The sequence below is a fragment of the Kribbella koreensis genome (assembly GCF_039525325.1).
GTDB lineage: Bacteria > Actinomycetota > Actinomycetes > Propionibacteriales > Kribbellaceae > Kribbella > Kribbella koreensis.
The window spans coordinates 546,637-563,283 of sequence record NZ_BAAAHK010000007.1 but is presented as its reverse complement, the minus strand read 5'-3'; the positions used below and the strand labels follow the sequence as shown (position 1 = coordinate 563,283).

Annotated in this window: 23 protein-coding genes; 7 read left to right on the top strand and 16 right to left on the bottom strand. The window is 68.4% G+C overall.

Features of this window, described 5'->3' with window-relative positions; all coding sequences use genetic code 11:
• Positions 1 to 21: 21 nt before the first annotated feature.
• Both ABD116_RS16670 and ABD116_RS16665 read right to left on the bottom strand, forming a co-directional pair.
• Positions 22 to 2,127, bottom strand: coding sequence for a thiamine pyrophosphate-dependent enzyme (locus ABD116_RS16670; RefSeq protein WP_343970184.1), 2,106 nt, complete (start codon positions 2,125 to 2,127; stop codon positions 22 to 24).
• Between the two features lie 73 nt (positions 2,128 to 2,200).
• On the bottom strand, positions 2,201 to 2,668 hold the full coding sequence (locus ABD116_RS16665; protein ID WP_343970182.1) for a GNAT family N-acetyltransferase: 468 nt from the start codon (positions 2,666 to 2,668) through the stop codon (positions 2,201 to 2,203).
• Between the two features lie 85 nt (positions 2,669 to 2,753).
• On the opposite strand from ABD116_RS16665, the gene ABD116_RS16660 reads away from it, so the two are divergent.
• Positions 2,754 to 3,440: a hypothetical protein gene (locus ABD116_RS16660; RefSeq protein WP_343970179.1), complete on the top strand. Its 687-nt coding sequence runs from the start codon at positions 2,754 to 2,756 to the stop codon at positions 3,438 to 3,440.
• A 10-nt stretch (positions 3,441 to 3,450) separates the two neighbouring features.
• Here the strand turns inward: ABD116_RS16660 and ABD116_RS16655 are convergent, their stop codons facing one another.
• The gene (locus ABD116_RS16655) at positions 3,451 to 4,113 is read right to left on the bottom strand and encodes a type 1 glutamine amidotransferase domain-containing protein (protein ID WP_343970176.1); all 663 of its coding nucleotides are present in this window, start codon (positions 4,111 to 4,113) and stop codon (positions 3,451 to 3,453) included.
• Positions 4,114 to 4,185: 72 nt separating this feature from the next.
• Between ABD116_RS16655 and ABD116_RS16650 the strand changes: the two genes are divergently transcribed.
• Positions 4,186 to 5,061, top strand: a complete 876-nt coding sequence (locus ABD116_RS16650) for a LysR family transcriptional regulator (protein WP_343970173.1) — start codon at positions 4,186 to 4,188, stop codon at positions 5,059 to 5,061.
• Here the strand turns inward: ABD116_RS16650 and ABD116_RS16645 are convergent.
• The 5 genes from ABD116_RS16645 to ABD116_RS16625 all read right to left on the bottom strand — a co-directional run bounded on the left by ABD116_RS16645 (position 5,029) and on the right by ABD116_RS16625 (position 8,264).
• A complete protein-coding gene (locus tag ABD116_RS16645) occupies positions 5,029 to 5,568 on the bottom strand; it encodes a hypothetical protein (protein ID WP_343970171.1) in 540 nt (179 codons plus the stop codon). The genes ABD116_RS16650 and ABD116_RS16645 overlap by 33 nt on opposite strands.
• A 64-nt stretch (positions 5,569 to 5,632) precedes the next feature.
• Positions 5,633 to 6,154, bottom strand: a complete 522-nt coding sequence (locus ABD116_RS16640) for a hypothetical protein (protein ID WP_343970168.1) — start codon at positions 6,152 to 6,154, stop codon at positions 5,633 to 5,635.
• A 70-nt stretch (positions 6,155 to 6,224) separates the two neighbouring features.
• A complete protein-coding gene (ku, locus tag ABD116_RS16635; protein WP_343970166.1) occupies positions 6,225 to 7,112 on the bottom strand; it encodes a non-homologous end joining protein Ku in 888 nt (295 codons plus the stop codon).
• 46 nt (positions 7,113 to 7,158) lie between these two features.
• Complete coding sequence (locus ABD116_RS16630) at positions 7,159 to 8,040, bottom strand: hypothetical protein (protein ID WP_343970163.1); 882 nt, start codon at positions 8,038 to 8,040, stop codon at positions 7,159 to 7,161.
• A 50-nt stretch (positions 8,041 to 8,090) separates the two neighbouring features.
• Positions 8,091 to 8,264 carry a CsbD family protein gene (locus ABD116_RS16625; protein ID WP_343970160.1) on the bottom strand — a complete coding sequence of 58 codons (174 nt, stop codon included), beginning with the start codon at positions 8,262 to 8,264 and terminating at the stop codon, positions 8,091 to 8,093.
• A 109-nt stretch (positions 8,265 to 8,373) separates the two neighbouring features.
• Between ABD116_RS16625 and ABD116_RS16620 the strand changes: the two genes are divergently transcribed.
• Entirely contained in the window at positions 8,374 to 10,473 is a 2,100-nt protein-coding gene (locus ABD116_RS16620; RefSeq protein ID WP_343970157.1) for an alpha/beta hydrolase, read from the top strand.
• On the opposite strand, the gene ABD116_RS16615 is transcribed toward ABD116_RS16620, so the two are convergent.
• The gene (locus tag ABD116_RS16615) at positions 10,470 to 11,249 is read right to left on the bottom strand and encodes a sigma-70 family RNA polymerase sigma factor (protein ID WP_343970154.1); all 780 of its coding nucleotides are present in this window, start codon (positions 11,247 to 11,249) and stop codon (positions 10,470 to 10,472) included. The genes ABD116_RS16620 and ABD116_RS16615 overlap by 4 nt on opposite strands.
• A 257-nt stretch (positions 11,250 to 11,506) precedes the next feature.
• Here ABD116_RS16615 and ABD116_RS16610 point away from each other — a divergent pair, with 257 nt between their 5' ends.
• Positions 11,507 to 11,650 carry a GPGG-motif small membrane protein gene (locus ABD116_RS16610; protein WP_203590735.1) on the top strand — a complete coding sequence of 48 codons (144 nt, stop codon included), beginning with the start codon at positions 11,507 to 11,509 and terminating at the stop codon, positions 11,648 to 11,650.
• A gap of 124 nt (positions 11,651 to 11,774) precedes the next feature.
• Here the strand turns inward: ABD116_RS16610 and ABD116_RS16605 are convergent, their stop codons facing one another.
• Positions 11,775 to 12,263, bottom strand: coding sequence for a DUF892 family protein (locus tag ABD116_RS16605; RefSeq protein ID WP_343970149.1), 489 nt, complete (start codon positions 12,261 to 12,263; stop codon positions 11,775 to 11,777).
• A gap of 88 nt (positions 12,264 to 12,351) precedes the next feature.
• Between ABD116_RS16605 and ABD116_RS16600 the strand changes: the two genes are divergently transcribed.
• Entirely contained in the window at positions 12,352 to 13,059 is a 708-nt protein-coding gene (locus ABD116_RS16600) for an NIPSNAP family protein (RefSeq protein ID WP_343970146.1), read from the top strand.
• A 26-nt stretch (positions 13,060 to 13,085) separates the two neighbouring features.
• On the opposite strand, the gene ABD116_RS16595 is transcribed toward ABD116_RS16600, so the two are convergent.
• From ABD116_RS16595 to ABD116_RS16570, 6 genes are read right to left on the bottom strand one after another with little or no spacing between them, the layout of a single operon-like run.
• Positions 13,086 to 13,655 (bottom strand): hypothetical protein, encoded by a 570-nt coding sequence (locus tag ABD116_RS16595; protein WP_343970143.1) that lies wholly within the window; start codon positions 13,653 to 13,655, stop codon positions 13,086 to 13,088.
• Position 13,656: 1 nt separating this feature from the next.
• Positions 13,657 to 14,181 carry a DUF6286 domain-containing protein gene (locus tag ABD116_RS16590; RefSeq protein WP_343970140.1) on the bottom strand — a complete coding sequence of 175 codons (525 nt, stop codon included), beginning with the start codon at positions 14,179 to 14,181 and terminating at the stop codon, positions 13,657 to 13,659.
• Positions 14,178 to 14,567, bottom strand: coding sequence for an Asp23/Gls24 family envelope stress response protein (locus ABD116_RS16585; RefSeq protein WP_343970137.1), 390 nt, complete (start codon positions 14,565 to 14,567; stop codon positions 14,178 to 14,180). The genes ABD116_RS16590 and ABD116_RS16585 overlap by 4 nt, the downstream gene beginning before the upstream one ends.
• On the bottom strand, positions 14,560 to 14,739 hold the full coding sequence (locus tag ABD116_RS16580; RefSeq protein WP_328333517.1) for a DUF2273 domain-containing protein: 180 nt from the start codon (positions 14,737 to 14,739) through the stop codon (positions 14,560 to 14,562). The genes ABD116_RS16585 and ABD116_RS16580 overlap by 8 nt, the downstream gene beginning before the upstream one ends.
• On the bottom strand, positions 14,736 to 15,017 hold the full coding sequence (locus ABD116_RS16575; protein WP_343970130.1) for an Asp23/Gls24 family envelope stress response protein: 282 nt from the start codon (positions 15,015 to 15,017) through the stop codon (positions 14,736 to 14,738). The genes ABD116_RS16580 and ABD116_RS16575 overlap by 4 nt, the downstream gene beginning before the upstream one ends.
• A complete protein-coding gene (locus tag ABD116_RS16570; RefSeq protein ID WP_343970127.1) occupies positions 15,014 to 15,493 on the bottom strand; it encodes an Asp23/Gls24 family envelope stress response protein in 480 nt (159 codons plus the stop codon). Before ABD116_RS16570 ends, ABD116_RS16575 begins: the two co-directional genes overlap by 4 nt.
• A gap of 118 nt (positions 15,494 to 15,611) precedes the next feature.
• On the opposite strand from ABD116_RS16570, the gene ABD116_RS16565 reads away from it, so the two are divergent.
• Positions 15,612 to 16,187 (top strand): RNA polymerase sigma factor, encoded by a 576-nt coding sequence (locus ABD116_RS16565; RefSeq protein WP_343970124.1) that lies wholly within the window; start codon positions 15,612 to 15,614, stop codon positions 16,185 to 16,187.
• The gene (locus ABD116_RS16560) at positions 16,184 to 16,615 is read left to right on the top strand and encodes a hypothetical protein (RefSeq protein WP_343970121.1); all 432 of its coding nucleotides are present in this window, start codon (positions 16,184 to 16,186) and stop codon (positions 16,613 to 16,615) included. Before ABD116_RS16565 ends, ABD116_RS16560 begins: the two co-directional genes overlap by 4 nt.
• Positions 16,616 to 16,647: the final 32 nt, after the last annotated feature.

Sequence of the window (16,647 nt, the reverse complement as noted above, 5' to 3'; positions counted from 1 at the left end):
GTTAACCCCTGAGATGTGGCGTTAGGGGTGGAGGAGCTTGCGGGCTGCTGAATCGATGGTCTGCTCGCTGAGCAGGACCTGGCGGGCGGCGTTGCCCAGGGGGACGAAGGAGTCTTCGCTGGTTACCCGGGCCAGAGCGCCGGTGTAGCCGGCGTCGATGAGGGTGGCGAGGATGCCTTCGGAGACGCCGCCGGAGCGGCGGGTTTCGTCGACGACCAGGACCCGGCCGGTGGTTGTTGCTTCGCGCAACAAATCCTCCAGCGGCAGGGGAGCCAGCCAGCGGAGGTCCAGGACGCGGACGCCGGGCAGCCGGGCGGCGACGCGCAGGCTCATCGGCAGGCCGTTGCCGAACGTGACGATGGTGAGCTCGCGACCATCGCCGTACGTCCGCCCCCGCCCGATCGGCACATGCTCCGTCGGGTACGCCGCCACCCACTCGTCGTCGCCATCGACATGCAGATCGCGCCGGTGATACAGCGCGATCGGCTCCAGGAACACCGACACCGTGCCCTCCGCCCGAGCCGCCGCCGCGCACGTCTGCAACATCGCCGCGGCATCATCGGGCCGAGACGGCGACGCGATCACCAGACCCGGGATGTCCCGCAGCACCCCGATCGCATCGTCGTTGTGAAAGTGCCCGCCGAACCCTTTCTGGTACCCATACCCCGCGATCCGCAGCACCATCGGATTGCGGTACTGCCCCTGCGAGAAGAACTTCAGCGACGCGGCCTCCCCACGCAACTGATCCTCGGCATTGTGCAGATAAGCCAGATACTGAATCTCCGGCAACGGCAACAACCCCGACACGCCCGCGCCCAACGCCAGCCCGAGAATCGACTGCTCGTCGAGCAACGTGTCGAACACCCGCGCAGCGCCGAAGGACTTCTGCAACCCACGAGTCACCCCGTAAACCCCGCCCTTGCGCGCAATGTCCTCACCGAACGCCAACGCCTCCGGATACGACGCAAGCACGTCACTCAGCGCCCGATTGATCGACTGGCTCAGCGTCAGTAGCTCAGGGCCAGTAGAGCGACGAGGCAACGACTCCTCGACGATCGCCGGATCGGGAAGGGCCAGCGGCGCGGCCACGGCAGCGGCCGATGACAGTTGCGGAAGGCCGGCCACTTCGCGCGCGATTCCGAGTACCTCGGCTCGCTTGTTCTCGTAGAGCTCGATCACGTCGTCGGCGTCGTAACCGGTGGCCAGCAGCAAGCGCGCAGTACCGAGCAGGGGGTCGAGTTCCTCGTCGGCGAGCAGCTCGGCCGGAGTCCGGTACGCCGCTTCGACGTCGGACCCCGCATGGCCCATCAGGCGGACCGTGCGCAGCCGCAAGAACGCGGGCCGGCGATTCCGGCGTACGAAGGTCGCCGCCTCGGTCGCCATCGTCAGAGTCGCGGCGAGATCGGTGCCGTCGGCATCGAAGTACCGCAGACCGTGCCGTTGCCCGTACGCCTGCTTGATCCAGCCGTCCGGCGTGCGCACGCTGATCCCGATCCCGTTGTCCTCGCAGACGAGCAGCAACGGCATCGGGATGCCCTGGTACGACGCGTGCAACGCCGCGTTGATCGCGCCCGTCGCCGTCGAGTGGTTCGCCGAGGCGTCGCCGAAGCTGGCCACCACCACGGCATCGGCCGGCCACGGCGACGGTACGCCGAGCTTCGCCGCCCGGGCGATCGAGAAGGCGACCCCCATCGCACGCGGCAGGTGTGAGGCGATCGTCGACGTCTGCGGGATGATCGCCAGGTCGTGCCGCCCGAACACCTTGTGCCGGCCGCCCGAGATCGGCTCGCTGGTAGCCGCCGCGACGCCGAGCAAGATGTCCCGCAGCCCGTCCTTGTCCTGGTACTGCGCCGCGCGCGCCAAGTAGAACGCCCCCGACCGGTAATGCAGCAGCGCGGGGTCGGTCGGCTGCAGAGCCGCCGCGACGGCCGCGTTCCCCTCGTGTCCGGCCGAGCCGATCGTGTAGTAGCCGTGCCCCTGGGACTGGAGCCAGCGGGCGGCCAGGTCGGCGTGACGGCTGCCGAGCTGAGCGTCGTACAGGCTGAGCAGGACGTCGGCCGGGTGATCGCAGGGGACCGGTTTGAGCGCGCGGACCCGGTCGGCGAAGAGCTCGTCGACGGCGGTCACAGGTTGATCCTCACCCGCAACATGATCCGCGAAGTCGCCCGATTCCACAGCCTTGCCCACGGACCGGGCGCGTTCACGCCTTGGCGGGTGCCTCGAACCGGATCATCTCCGACGCCTCGGCGCCACCCCAGTCGATCGGGATCCGCCCCGCCTCGCGCCAGCCGGTACGCCGGTAGAAGTCGACCGCGCCGTCGGGTTTGTCGACGACGTCGAGCACCAGCCGCAGGCCCCGCTCCGCCGCGAAGTCGATCGCAAACTCCAGCAGCCGCCGCCCGAACCCCGCCCGAGTCCGCCGAGGATCCACAAACAACCGCTCAACCAAGGCTGTGTCCGTGCCCTCCGCGGTGACGATCAGGTGGCCTGCGAGCTCGCCGTCGACCGTGAGCACCCAGCAGCCAAGGGCCTCCTCGGGGGACAGCCAGCCGGCTGGGTCGGCGGGCCAGTTGACCGGGTAGGCGGAGTTCTTGTGGACCTCCGCGAGGAGCCGGACGCAGGCGTCGAGGTCGGCCGCGGTGCGGGCCCGGATCAGGGTGCTCGTCATTTTGAGCATGCTTTCATGCTGGACCGGAACCGATCCACGCGGTAAATCGTTGAGAAGGCAGGTTGTTTTCTCCGTGTGAGGCGAGATGCGCGTACCCCTCTGGCTTCGGCGTACGGCGGTGGCCGCCGGCGTCGGGATCGGCACGTCCGGACTGCTGGCCGGTGTGATCATGCTCGGCCCGCTGGCCGCGTCGATCCTGCTCGCCGTCGTCCTCGCGCTGATCTGGCCGCTGGCGGCGGTGATCAAGTACCTGGCCGACGAGACGCCGTACCAGTCCCCGCTGCTCGTCGCGGCCGCGGCCGCAGGGGCCGTGCTCGCGGTGCCGGGGCTGGTCCGGCTGCTCAGCTGGGGAGCGCTCGGGTTCGTGATCGCGATGATCGCGGCGGTCGTCTTCGTGCTGGTCGACCTGGCGCTGCCGGACACCCGTCGCGAGCGGCGCCTGGGCGGACGTCTGCTGGGGCGCCGGCGGCGGCGTGCCGCGGAGTACGGGGGATTGATGGCCCTGACGCATGCGGATCACCTGGAGGACGAGAAGCTGATCGCCTCGCTTCAGTGCCCGCTGACGATCGAGGAGCTGTGCGGGGTCTGGGGGGAGACGACCACGACGCTCGCGCAGGGAGCGGGGCCGCGGGATCGGCAGGCGGTCGCGGAGGTGCGCCGGATCTGCCTCGACGAGTTCGAGCGACGCAATCCCGACGGCTTCCAGCGCTGGCTCGACGCCGGAGCCCCTGCGGACCCCGGCGTCTACCTACTGCCTCAGACGCCTCCGTAGATCCTGCCGCTTACTTCTTGTCGAGGACGGCAGTGACGGCGGTCGCCGTGCTGCGGGCCGACGCCGGGTTCTGGCCGGTGACCAAGCGACCATCGGTGACGACCTGGTCGGTGAAGTTGTCGGCCGGGTGGTGGATCGCGCCGCGGGCGGTCAGCTCGTCGGCCAGCAGGAACGGGACGACCTCGGTGAGGCCGACCGCGCTCTCCTCCGCGTTCGTGAAGCCGGCGACGTTCTTGCCGTCGACCAGGTAGCTGCCGTCGGACAGCTTGAGCTCGATCAGGCCGGCCGGGCCGTGGCAGACCGCCGCGACGACGCCGCCGTTCTCATAGATCCCGGCGGCGAGCGAGGCCAGCTCCTTGGCGCCGGGGAAGTCCCACATCGCGCCGTGCCCGCCCGCGTAGAAGATCGCGTCGTAGTCGGTGGCGGTCAGCTCGGCCGCCGTCTTGGTGTGCTCGAGATCCGCCTCGGCGAAGAACTGCTTCTGGTCCGGGTCGGCCTCGTCGAGACCGTCGACCGGCGGCTTGCCACCGGCGACCGAGACGAGCTCGACGTCGTAGCCGGCCTGCTTGAAGACGGTCCACGGCTCGGCCGCCTCGCCGGCGTAGAAACCAGTACTCCGGCCGGTGCCGCCGAGCTGGGAGTGGCTGGTGAGGGCAATCAGTACGCGTGTCATGGGTCCATCATGGCCAGGTCGACCCATCGGAGACCAATAGGCATTCGTTGGGCGAGGCATAGGATTCCTGATGTGACGATCTCGCTCGACCTGTTGCGCAGCTTCCTGGCGATCCATCGCGCCGGGTCGATCACGGCCGGCGCCGAGCAGCTGGGGCTGTCGCAGCCGACGGTGACGGCGCACCTCAAGGCGCTGGAGGCGGCGGTCGGGCGACCGCTGTTCGAGCGCCGCGCGCGCGGCGTACTGGCTACTGCAGCGGGTGACGAGCTGGCCCGTCGCATCGCCGACCCGATCGACACGCTCCAGGGGCTGGTCGTCGACGAGCTGGACGAGCCGGTCGCCACCACGGTCCACCTCGGCGGCCCAGCCGACTACATCAGCCACCAGGTCCTACCCGCCCTCGCCGGCCGTCTGGCCGAAGGCCTCCAACTCCGCACCCGCTTCGGTCTCCCCGATGACCTCATCGCCGGGCTGCTGGATCGCTCCCTCGACGTCGTCATCAGCTCGACCCGCCCCCGCCGCCCCGGCGTACAAGTCACACCCCTCTACGACGAAACCTTCGCCCTGGTGGCCGCGCCCCGCTGGTACTCCGGTACGCCGGTGCACACCCCCGACCAACTACGCCACATCCCGCTGGTCGCGTACGCCGAAGAGGCCCCGATCCTCCGCCGCTACTGGCGCAGCGTCTTCGGCGTACGCCTGACCAGAAGCGTCGCCCTGGTAGTCCCCGACCTCCGAGGCGTCCTGACCGCCGTCCGAGCCGGCGCCGGAGCAAGCGTCCTACCGCTCTACCTCTGCGAGGAAGACCTCCGCACCGGCCGCCTCCGCCTGCTAGCCGACCCCGACCTCCCACCCCTCAACACCGGGTACCTGGCCATCCGCTCCGACGCCGGCCCCCGCAGCCCCGCCAGCCTGCTAAGAACCGTCCTCCTCGAAACCCTGCGTTAGCTCCTCGAGCCGAGCGCGCAGCATCCGCGGCCGGAGGATCTGGTAGGCGATCAGGAGCGGGATGGCTACCACCAGCGGAATGTGCCAGAACGAGCCTGGGTCGGCGAACAGGCCGATGACGCTGACGACCAGCAGCAAGCTCAAGATGATCAGCGACCGCGTCCGCCCGAGGCGCAAGAGCTCAAGCTGCCGGTTCGCCAGCCGGATCGCCGCGGCGCGCACCTCCGGGTCGGCCGGAACCGGGCCCCGCCGCAAGGCACGCCCCGCGGCTCGCTGGTCGGCCCGCGAGGCCTCCGGCCCCACCGCCTGCACCAGAGGTAGCAGGCGCTTCCGCAAAGTGATGGCCATCGCAATCCCGAAAGCCAGCCCAACGGCCGCCCCGGAGATCACCGCGGACCTGAGGCTGCTGCCGTCGTTCCTGCTGAGCGCCCCCATGTAAGCACCGAACGGAACCCCGGTCAGCAGGCAGATCACCCAGGCCGGAGCCTTCTCAACAGATATGCGCACACCCGATGATCACTCATCCGAGGCCGATCCAGGGTCCGACTCGGTTGCAACTTGTTGCAGCGGGTCAGCCGGTCTTGAGGACAGCGATCCGGGCGCGGAGGTACTTCGGGCGGAGGATCTGGTCGGCGATCAGGGACAGGCAGATCGCGATCAGTGCAATCGGCCAGGGTGCGTCGTCGAAGACGAGGGTGCTGGCGATGATGGCGGCCAGCACGAGCGGCCAGATGATCAGCGACAACCTGCGCCGGCCAGTGAGAAGGTTCAGTTGGTACTCCGCCAAGCCGATCGCTGCCGCACGGACCTCGGGATCGGCGGGGACCGGCCCACGCCGTACGGCGCGAGTCGCGGCGCGGCGCAGAGCCGGTGAGGTGTTCGTGCCCAGCGCTTGCCGCAGGAGGGGGCGCTGCCGATTCGAGGCGATGGTCATCGCCAGGCCGAAGAACAGGCCGAGCAGGATCCCGGAGACCACCGCAGACTCGGTGCTTCCCCGGTCCTTCGTGACGGAGATTCCCATCGCGACGCCGAACGGCAGGCCCATCAGCAGGACCGAGGCCCAGGTGGGGATTGTCCCCAGTCGTCCACGCATGCCCAAGGATCACCCAGCCCAGGGTGATTCGGTAGTCCGGCGTGCCTGGGTTTGCAGGTAGTTGCAGCGGTCAGGCGGCCCGCTTCTTCGCCGCGCTCTTCTTGGCAGCAGCTTTCTTCGCCGGTGTCTTCTTGGCGCCCGCGGTCTTCTTGGCCGGGGCTTTCTTGCCGGCGGCGCGGCGGGACCTGGCGGCTTCTACGCTGGCTCGGAGGGCGGTGACCAGGTCGGTCGTGGTGGTCGCCTCGGGGGCTTCCTCGCTGAGGACGATCTCCTTGCCCTTGTGTTTGTCGGCGACCAACTTCTTCACGCGTTCGGTGTAGCTGTCCTTGTAGTCGCCGGCCCGCCAGGTGCCGCTCATCGCCTCGACCAGGTCGACGGCCATCTTGAGTTGTTTGGTGGCGGACGACTTGGCGGGGAGGTCGCCCAGTTCCTTGGCGGGGTCGCGGATCTCGTCGGCGAAGAACATCGTCTCCAGCACGAGCACCTTGCCGTCGGCGCGGATCGCGGCGAGGTACTCCTTGCTGCGCATCACGAACGACGCGATGCCGGCCCGGTTCGTCTTGGCCAGGGCGTCCCGCAACAGTCCGTACGACGAGGCGTTCCCGGCATCCGACGGCGCCAGGTAGTAGCTCTTCTGGAAATGGATCGGATCGATCTCGTCCAGGTCGACGAACCGGCTGATCTCCAGCGACCGCGACCGACCGGGCGCGATGTCGGCCAGCTCCTGCTGCTCGACGATGACGTACTCGCCACCGCCGACGTCATGGCCCTTCACGATCTTCTCGTAGTCGACCTCACGCCCGGTCCGCTCGTTCACCCGCTTGTTCCGGATCCGGTCCGACGTACCGCGCTGGAACTGGTGGAAGTCGAGCTGGTGCTCCTCGGTCGCCGAGTACAACCCGACCGGCACCGAGACCAGCCCGAAGCTGATGAACCCACTCCAGATCGCCCGCGCCATCATCGGTTCCCTTCATGCGACACCCAGTCGGATGCCCGGTACCCGATCAGAGTCGGTTGTACCGTTTCCGCGCCTCGCGGCTCTCCTTCTGGGCCGCCCGGGCAGCCTTGCGAGCCTCGTCCAGCTCCTCGCCGACCCGATGCACCGCCTCCTGCGCCTCGATCAGCGCATCCCGCGCATCGCTGAGCTGGGTATCGAGATCAGCGACAACAGCCTCCGCTGCCTCCGCCGCCGCGACTGCATCGTCCAGCTCCTTCTTGGCCTCAGCCTTCTCAGCCGCCTCGCGCTCTTCCTGCTCCCGCTCGGCCTTCTCCCGCTTCGCTCGCGCAGCAGCCGTCTCGGCATCTTCCTCAGGCTCAGCCGGTACGTCGCTCTTGGCCCGGCGTCGCTCCTGCGCCCGCTGCCGCCGCTCGTCGGTCAGCGGCGTGACCGTCGACGGCTCCCCGCTCTCGTCGACAACCCCGAAGCCGACATGCCGCAGCGCGCTGCTCAACCGAGCCTCACGCACCGCCTCACCCGCCGCGGGATCGACCAACCCCGCATCGAGCGTCTCCCGAAGCTTCTGCGCGACATCCGCGCTGACCTTCTGCCCCTCGCGCTCAGCCAGCTCCGCCGCGGACTTGGAGAGCTGATCGAGCAGCTTGTGCCGCCGAGGCGTCAGCTCCCGCAGCTTCTCACCATCGAGATCAGCCGTCGCCTGCCGGAATTCGTCACCCAACGCCAGCAGATCATCGATGTCGTCCGGCGACTCCCGGGCCAGCAGATTCGCCAGCCACGCGGCAACGGTCGGCTTGCGCAGCGCCTTCAATCGCGTGGACCCGAGCTGGTCCCCATCAGCCTTCAGCTGCTTGGCCAGCTCGTTGCGCCGGGAGATGAAGTCGGCCGACGGCGCTGCGTACAGCGCGTCGGCCGCTTCGTCGAAGTCCATGCCCCGACGCTACCGGACCAACCGGCCGCGATCGGAGCATTCGATCCTGGTCAGTCCTTGAACGCGTCCTTGACCTTCTCGCCGGCCTGCTTCAGGTCCGCGACGGACTTGTCCGCCTGTCCCTCGGCCTGCAGGTCTTCGTTGTCCGTCGCGTCGCCGGTCTTCTCCTTGATCTTGCCCTTGGCTTCCTCGGCGGAGTTCTTGAGCTTGTCTCCGATACCCATCGGGTCTCTCCTCTGTCGCTGCGAATCGGACCAACCCCCGGTGCCCCGCCGCGCGAGAGCTAACCATCGACCTCTTGTAATCGTTTACGTAAGCGATTACAAAGCAGCTATGCGCGTGACTGTCCCGGCCCTCGCGGCCGCCCTCCTGGTCAACTTCCTGCTGCCGTCAGCCGGCCCCGCGACGCCTGCGAAGGCACCCGAGCCGGGCACCATCACAGCCACCAGCTTCCGGTCGGCCACGCTGGGTGAAGACCTTGCCTACAACGTGTATCTGCCCGCCGGGTACGCCGCTTCGACCGCGAGCTACCCGGTCCTCTACCTCCTGCACGGTCGCGGCGACTCGATGGCCGCATGGACCCAGCTGAAGGGGCGACTCGACGCGATGATCGCGGCCGGCGACATCCCGCCGACGATCGCGGTCATGCCCGACGCGCCGTGGAGCAGCCGGGCGAGCTACTACGTCGATTCGGCGTACAGGGACAAGGGCAAGGAGCCGGGGCGGCCGGTCGAGACGGCGTTGATCCATGACCTGGTGCCGCACGTGGATGCGACCTATCGGACCATCACCGACCGGACCGGGCGGGCGATCGCGGGGTACTCGATGGGTGGATCGGGCGCGCTGCGGTACTCGATGGTCCATCCGGAGCTGTTCGGCGCCGCGATCGTGCTCAGCCCGGCGGTGTACTCACCCCAGCCGCCGAAGGACTCGAGCGCACGGGAATTCGGTGCCTACGGCAAGGGCAAAGACGAGTTCAGTGAGGCGATCTATCGCAAGCTGAACTATCCCGAAGCATTCAAAACCTTTGCGGGCAAGGGGTTGCCGTCGCATCTGTTCATTGCCGTGGGTGACGACGAATACAAGAATCCGAAGCCGAAGGACTACCAGCACGACCTCGACTTCGAGGCGCACGTGGTGTTCAACCAGGCGGTGCGGGTGCCGGGGCTGACGAGTGAGTTCCGGGTGGTCGACGGCGGGCATGACTGGGAGGTCTGGGGGCCGACGTTCGCCGAAGGCGCGAAGTACGTGTTCCAGTTCATCGGCAAGCCACCCGTGACGCCGATGAAGGCCGCCCTGTCCGGTACGCCGGGGGAGGACCGCGCGGGTGGTGTCGCGGTCGACGAGGCGGGCAACAGTTATGAGGCGATCGCCGCCGAGGGCTCGATCGAGGGGCAGCCGTACGCCGGGGGCAAGGACGTCGCGCTGACGAAGTACGGGCCGGATGGCGGGCGGGTGTGGACGCGGGAGTTCGGGACGGCGGGAACCGAGCGGGCGTACGGGGTGGTGCTGGATGCTTCGGGGCGGCCGGCCGTGGTGGGTTACACGACTGGCAGTGGGTCGGATGATGCGTTCGTGGCGCAGTACGACGTACAGGGGAATCAGCGGTGGTTCACCAAGGTGGGGACGGCGGTTGCCGATCGCGGGTACGCGGTGGCTGCAGATGCCGATGGTTCGATCTATCTGGGCGGATACACGAAGGGTGAACTGGGTGGGGTGAATGCGGGGGACAAAGACGTGTTCCTCGCCAAGCTGGATGCCGAGGGCAAGCAGGTTTGGGTGCGGCAGTTCGGCAGTGCCGGTGAGGAGAAGGGGATGGCGCTGGCGGTGAGTGGCGATGGCGTCTATCTGGCGGGGATGACGGCAGGGGCGCTGGGCTCACCTGTTGGCGACGTCGATGGGTTCGTCGCGCGGTTCGATCGGGACGGAAATCGTGCGTGGGTGAAGCAGTTGGGGACCGCGCAGGCGGATGAGTTCTGGGCGATGACTGCTGATGGGGCCGGCGGGGTGTTGCTCACGGGCTACACGGCGGGCTCGTACGCGGGTGAATTGGCCGGCGACAAGGATCTGATCGTTGCGCGGGTCGATGACGCGGGGGCAGTGGTGTGGAAGGACCAGGTCGGGACGACGGGCAACGACAAGGGCGCGGCGATCGCGCGTGACGAGACCGGGTTTGTCGTTGCAGGGTTCACCGATGGAGCGTTGGGGGCCGCGGTGGGCAAGTTCGATGTGGTTCTGCTGCGGTACGAGGCCGATCAGACACGCGCGTCGGTGGAGCAGCTCGGCACCACCGAGGACGACGGTGCCGACGCCTTCGCCGAGGCCAACCTGTTCGTCGCGACGCAGCATGGCAGGACGTATGTCTCCGGCCTGACTGCCGGCGACACTGCTGACCAGCAGGCACTAGGCAATGGTGATGTCTTCCGCCGCTAGTGCGCCAGCTGCGTGCGGAGGCGGTCGAGGATGTTGCGGAGGAGGCGGGAGACCTGCATCTGGCTGACGCCCAGTTCGTTGCCGATCTCCTCCTGGGTGAGACCGCCGCAGAAGCGGAGGGCGAGGATCTGACGGTCCCGGTCGTCGAGGTCGGAGACGGCCGGGGCGAGAGTGTGGACGTTCTCGACCAGCTCGTAGCCCTCTTCGGCGTCGGCGACGGTGTCCACCAGGCGTGCGCCGTTGTCGGCTGCGGCGGGTGCGTCGAGTGAGAGCGTGTTGAAGCAGCCACGGACGGATGCGGCCTCGGCGACCTCGCCGGCGTCGGTGCCCAACGCTTCGGCCGTCTCCTCGTCGGTGGGGAGGTGGCCGAGTTGCTGGGTCAGCTCGGGCTCGGCGGCGGCGATGGATCCCTGCATCTCCTGGACCCGGCGCGGCGGCCGGACGACCCACGCGCAGTCGCGGAAGTAGCGTTTCAACTCGCCGCGGATCGTCGGTACGGCGTACGAGAGGAAAGCCGTCGACGCGTCGGGGCGGTAGCCGTTGGCCGCCTTGACCAGGCCGAGGTAGGCGACCTGGTCGAGGTCGTCGCTGTCGACGCCCTTGCGGCGGTAGCGGGAGGCGATCGAACGCGCGACCGGCGCGTTCAGGATGACCACCTCGTCGAGCAGCTCCTGCCGGCGCGGGTCGGCCATGCCGTCCGCCTCGGCGAGCAGTTGGTGGGTGGAGTCCGCGATCAGAGTCTGCGATTCGGTACTACGGACAGGTGCGATCGTCACGGTGAGAAACCTCGTCGTGTCGGTCCTGCGGCTGTGGCGTCATTGCTGAACCACTCCCTCCACCAGATCAAACCGATCCGTCACACGCAACCCCTCCCGTGTTACAGCTGTTTGAATCTCGCACCGTTTGGACTGCTTCGCGGCGGGCACCTGAAGTGGGTCAAGAAACGTCGGGAGGGGTCCTCGACGTGTAGTCGCACGGGGTATCAGCCGCCGGACCGCGTCAGTGGTTCCGGCTTGTAGAGAAAGGAACGACCATGCTCCTGATTCTCTGGATCATCGCGGCGATCCTCGTCATTTCCGGGATCGTCTCCCTCGTCCGAGGCCAGCTCCTGATGGGTGCTGCCCTCATCGTCGTCGGCCTCCTCGTAGGCCCCGGCGGCGTGAGCATCTTCACGTAACCCCAGGGTGGCGAGCCCACATCTGGTGGGCTCGGACAGGTAACGGTGGCCTTGAACAAGACATACCTTGTTCAAGGCCGCCGTTTGGTGTTCATGCCCACCACATGTGGGCTTGCCGCGAGGGTCAGGGGTGGCGGAGGACTCGTTGGGCCGTGGCCATGCGGAGGGCTTCCAGGTCTTCGATCTGCTGGGCCACCTGGGTCAGGAGGCTGTCCAGTTCGGCTGCGTCGAAGTGGGGTTCTTCGTCGGCCAGGGCCCGCAGAGTGCGGAAGCCGGCCGCTTTGCCCTCGACGGCGATCCGGAGGGTTTCGAGCTCGACCAGGTCGCTCAGTGGGGAGCGGCGGAGTAGCTCGCCGTTGGGCTTCAGGCGGGAGAGCTTCTCGGCCATCCAGGCGCCGGCGTTCTTGAGCTGGTCGGGCTTGGCGCCGACGGCGGCCAGGTAGCGTTCGAGGGCGGTTCGCTCCTCCTCGACCTCCTGCACCATCTTGGCCAGCGCGGTACGGACGACCGGGTCGGTCTGCTGGTCAGCGGCTCGCTTGAACAGCTCGATGCCGGCGGCTGACCCCGCGTAGTGGTCCTGCAGGTACGTGGCGAGGCGTGATTCGTCGATCATCACGATCTAGTACCCGGCCGGCAAACACTGCCGGTACTTGTCAGTGTTCGCCGGTTGACTGGCCGGTGTGAGAGCTGACTGTTGTGGCGTGGTGGATCTGAGGCAGTACACCGTGTATCCGGGGATGCGGGACGAACTGGTCCGGGTCTTCGACGAGGCGTTCGTCGAGGGGCAGGAGGCCCACGGGATGCATCTCGTCGGGCAGTTCCGCGATCTCGACGATCCGGAGCGGTTCGTGTGGATCCGCGGCTTTCCCGATCTGGCGACGCGTGCGGCGGCGCTGAACGGCTTCTACTACGGGCCGGTGTGGAAGGAGCGTGGCGCCGAGGCCAATGTGACGATGAAGGACTCGGACAACGCCTTGCTGCTGAAGCCGCTCGAGCTCGGTGATGGGTATCCGGAGCTGGGCGCGGCCAGGCCGCCGATCGGTGCCACCGAGATTCCGTCGTCGGTGATCGCCGGGGCGGTTTATCACCGTGGCTCGCCTGACGACGGGTTCGTGGAGTACTTCGCCGACCAGATCGCTCCGGTGCTGACGGCGACCGGCGCGGCCCTCGCGGCGACCTTCGAGACACTTGTCGCCGAGAACAATTTTCCGGCGCTGCCGCTGAGGGACGAGGTAGTGCTCGCCTGGTTCGCCGTCTTCCCGGGCGATGCGGCGTACACCGAGCATCGCCGGCAGCTCGACAGTTCGCGGACCTGGCAGAACAAGATCCTGCCGGAGATCATCTGCCGCTCGATCGCCCCGCCGCAGCAACTCCGCCTCCGGCCGACCGCCCGCTCACAGTTCCGCTGATCGCGCTGCGTTTCTCACGGGCGGCGCTAGAGCACTCGCGGTGCTGTCTGCTGTTGACGGGCGGTGCGGAGCAGGACTCTGGTGCGCAGTTCGTCGCGGCCGACCAGCTCGCGGAGTTCGGTCAGTACCCGGTCGGCGGTGTGGCGGAGGTGGTCGAGATCGGCGTCCGGGTTGATCGTCGTCTTGAGCTCGGCGACGACCTCGCCCCGATCGGTGATGAGATGACCGCTGCAGGATCGTACGGCGGGGTCCGCGGCCAGCACCTGAGCAGCTGCACCGACTGCGGAGTCGACGTCGGCGCTCAGCCGGCCGTCGCCCGAGCTGCCATCGAGGGAGAGCCGGTTTACCCGGCGGCGTGGGATGTGCCGCGGTAGCCAGCCCAACGCCAGCAGGACAAGGACGATCCCGGCCGCACCAGTTGCCCACGGCCACCAACTCTCGGCGACGACGGCCGGCGCGCCGGTGATCCGGATCTTCGATGGGGCGTCGGCGAAGACGTCGTACTTCCAGGCGAGCGCCGCCGCGCCACCGGCGAGGAGCAGCAGGCCCAGTACGAAAGCGGCCACGCGATCCAGAGCGATCAGTCCTCGGCCCATCTCAGCTCTCCTCCAAGCGCACTCGGGTACGGATGCGGGGTGGCCGGCTCAACGGTGCGAGCCGGCTGGTGACGGCGGCCTCCAGCTCCTCGCCGACATGCGCCGCATCCGTGGTGGTGACGGCATCGACGCTGATCCGTCGCCGCTTCGCCGAAGTCGTTGCCGAGAGCACCGATCCGACCTCCGAGGCAGCGCCCGCGGCGAGCCGGGCGGCGTCCTTGGGACGGATCCAGACCGACGAGTCGCCGATCTGCCACTGCGTCGTACGGCGCGGCTTGAGGGCGGCGATCAGGAACCACAATCCGACCAGCACTGCGACGATGCCCGCGGGCAGCATCCAGTCGGCGGGCTCGATCAGCTTGATGCGATCGGCGAGCCAGCCCGACCAGGAGGTGCCCTTCACGACGTCGAGTGCCTGCAGGGCGTCGCGGATCGCCGCTGCGCCGAGGAGTCCGAGGGCGATCGCGCCGATGATGCCGACGGGTACCGCGGCCGGCGTACGGACCGGTCGTTTGGCTGCGGTCACAACACCCTCCTTGGCTGCGTGGTGGTCAGTTCGCGCTCAGGAAGGACGGTGTCGATGTGGACGTCGACGGTGTCGACCTCGAGACCGGTCAACGCGTTCACCTGCTCGGCGACGGCCGCGCGGGTGTCGGCGGCGACCTGGGCGAGTGGGCGCCCCCAGAGCACGGCGATCCTGAGCTGGAGCCGCACCCGTTCGCCGGCCTGCCGCGCCTCCGCACGCGGCAGGCCGCGCCCGAAGGTCGCCTCCTGCTTGGCCACACCCGGCACCCGGGTAGCCGCCACCTCGGCGATCCGCTCGGTCACCCGCGACTTGATCTCCGTCCGACCGCGACCGTCCAACTCAGCCAGGCCGGCCGGCTCAGCCGCGAGGAGGGCCTCGTCAGCCACGGCGCTTCGGCCGGAAGACGTCATCAATGGACTTGGCGCCTTCCAGGTACCGCCCGACCGCGTACCCGACACCGCCCAGTACAAGCGCGAGCAGGAACCCCAAAAACCCACCCGCCGCAGCCGCGACCGCCAGCAACAACCCGGCGAACAGCCCGATGATCGGATAACTCACGAGATCTCCTTGGTGACAACGTCCTCGACAGTGACAAACACCGGTACGCCGGTGAGCTCCGCAACCAGATCACGAACAATCTCGGCGGTCGCCCGCACAGGCTCACCCCAAACGAGCGTCACATGCACCTCAGCCCGCTCCGGCGTGATCCGGACCCCCGAAACCCGCCGCCCGGGCAGGTAGGTGGCAACCTCCCCGAACACCCCACCGTGCAGGCCGACAACCCCCGGCACAGAACGCACCAGAGCCGCCACCTGCTCAGCAAGATCTTCGGTCATTGGACCCGGCGTTCCGGCTGGTCGTCGGTGTCTTCGGAGTCGTCTTCGCCGTCGAGGTGGACGTCGCTGACGGCGATGTTGACCTCGGTGACTTCGAGGCCGGTCATGCGTTCCACGGCGCTGATGACGTTGCGGCGGATGCCCTGGGCGAGGTCGGCGATGCTGACGCCGTAGTCGGCGACCACCTCGATGTCGACGGCGGCTTGTTTCTCGCCGACCTCGACGGAGACGCCCTGGGAGAGGTTGGTGCGGGAGCCGGGGATGCGTTCACGCAGCATGCCGACGGCGCGGGCGGTACCGCCGCCGAGGTTGTGCACGCCGGTCACCTCGCGGGCCGCGATCCCGGCGATCTTCGAGACCACCGTGTCGGCGATCGCCGTCCGGCCGTACTCGCTCACCAGCGCGCTGGTCGCCGGCTCGAGCTCGGCTCCGGCCTTCGCGGTCCGGCTCGGTGTGGTCAGGCTCGTGTCAGCCATGTCATCCCCTCGTTGATTGCCATCTGCAACTGTGTTCGACACTCGGTAGGACGAGGCGAACAGCCCCGATGTCACGCGCATCGCCTAGGTTGTTCGTGTGAACGGGGTCACTGGATCGGTGCGAGTTACCGTACGGCCGCAGGCCGACGGTTGGTCGCAGGCCGGTGACGACGCGCTGCGCCGGGCAGCCGCCCTCGGGGATTCGGACGCGTTCGCGGCGGTGATCGAGCGGCACGGTCCGGCGATGTTCCGGTACGCCCGCCGTATGCTCAACGATCACGGCGATGCCGAGGAGGTGGTCCAGGATGCGTTCGTCGCTGCCTGGAAGGCGCTTCCCGATTTCCGTGGCGACTCCAAGCTGCGCACCTGGCTGTTCACCCTCACCGCCCGCAAGGCGATCGACCTGCTGCGCAAGAAGCGACCGACGCCGGTGGCGGACGAGGCGCTCACCGCTCTGCCGGCCGGCGGCTCCGACCCGGTCGAGCCGGCCGTCCGGACCGAATTGCTCGAAGCGCTCGACGCCGCGTTGGCCGAGCTCCCCGACCGGCAACGCGCGGTCTGGTTGCTCCGGGAGGTCGAGGAGATGAGCTACCTCGAGATCTCCGAGGTGCTCGCGACGACGCCGACCGTCGTACGAGGTCAGCTGGCCAGAGCCCGGGTGGCGCTCCAGGAGAAGCTGGAGGACTGGCGATGACCGAAGACATCCTGCGCCGCGCCGCGGCCGAAGCCCGCTCGGCTCCCGAGCCGGGCTGGGTCGACATCTCCGCCCACATCCAGCAGAAGCTGCGCTCGGTCACCCGCCGCTCCCGCCCGATCCTGGCCCAGGCCGACAGCGGCGGTCCCCTGTACGTCGCGGACCACGTCCTGGTCAGCCATCTCCGCGTCGCCATCAACGCGCTGCCCGGCTGCGAGCTGTCCCGCGTCTCCTTCGTCGGCGAGGACGGCCGGGCCACCGGCGCGGTTGTCGAGGTCATCGCCTCCTACGGCCAGGACCTCGCCGCCCTCGGCGAGCAGGTCAAGGCGATCACCTTCGAGGTCATCACCGACCTCCTCGGCCCGGTCGAACCCCCCTTCGGCACCGACGGCATCGACGTCACCATCACCGATCTGAACGACCGCTGATAAATCAGTTGCGCCGCTGAGAAGCGGGCTGC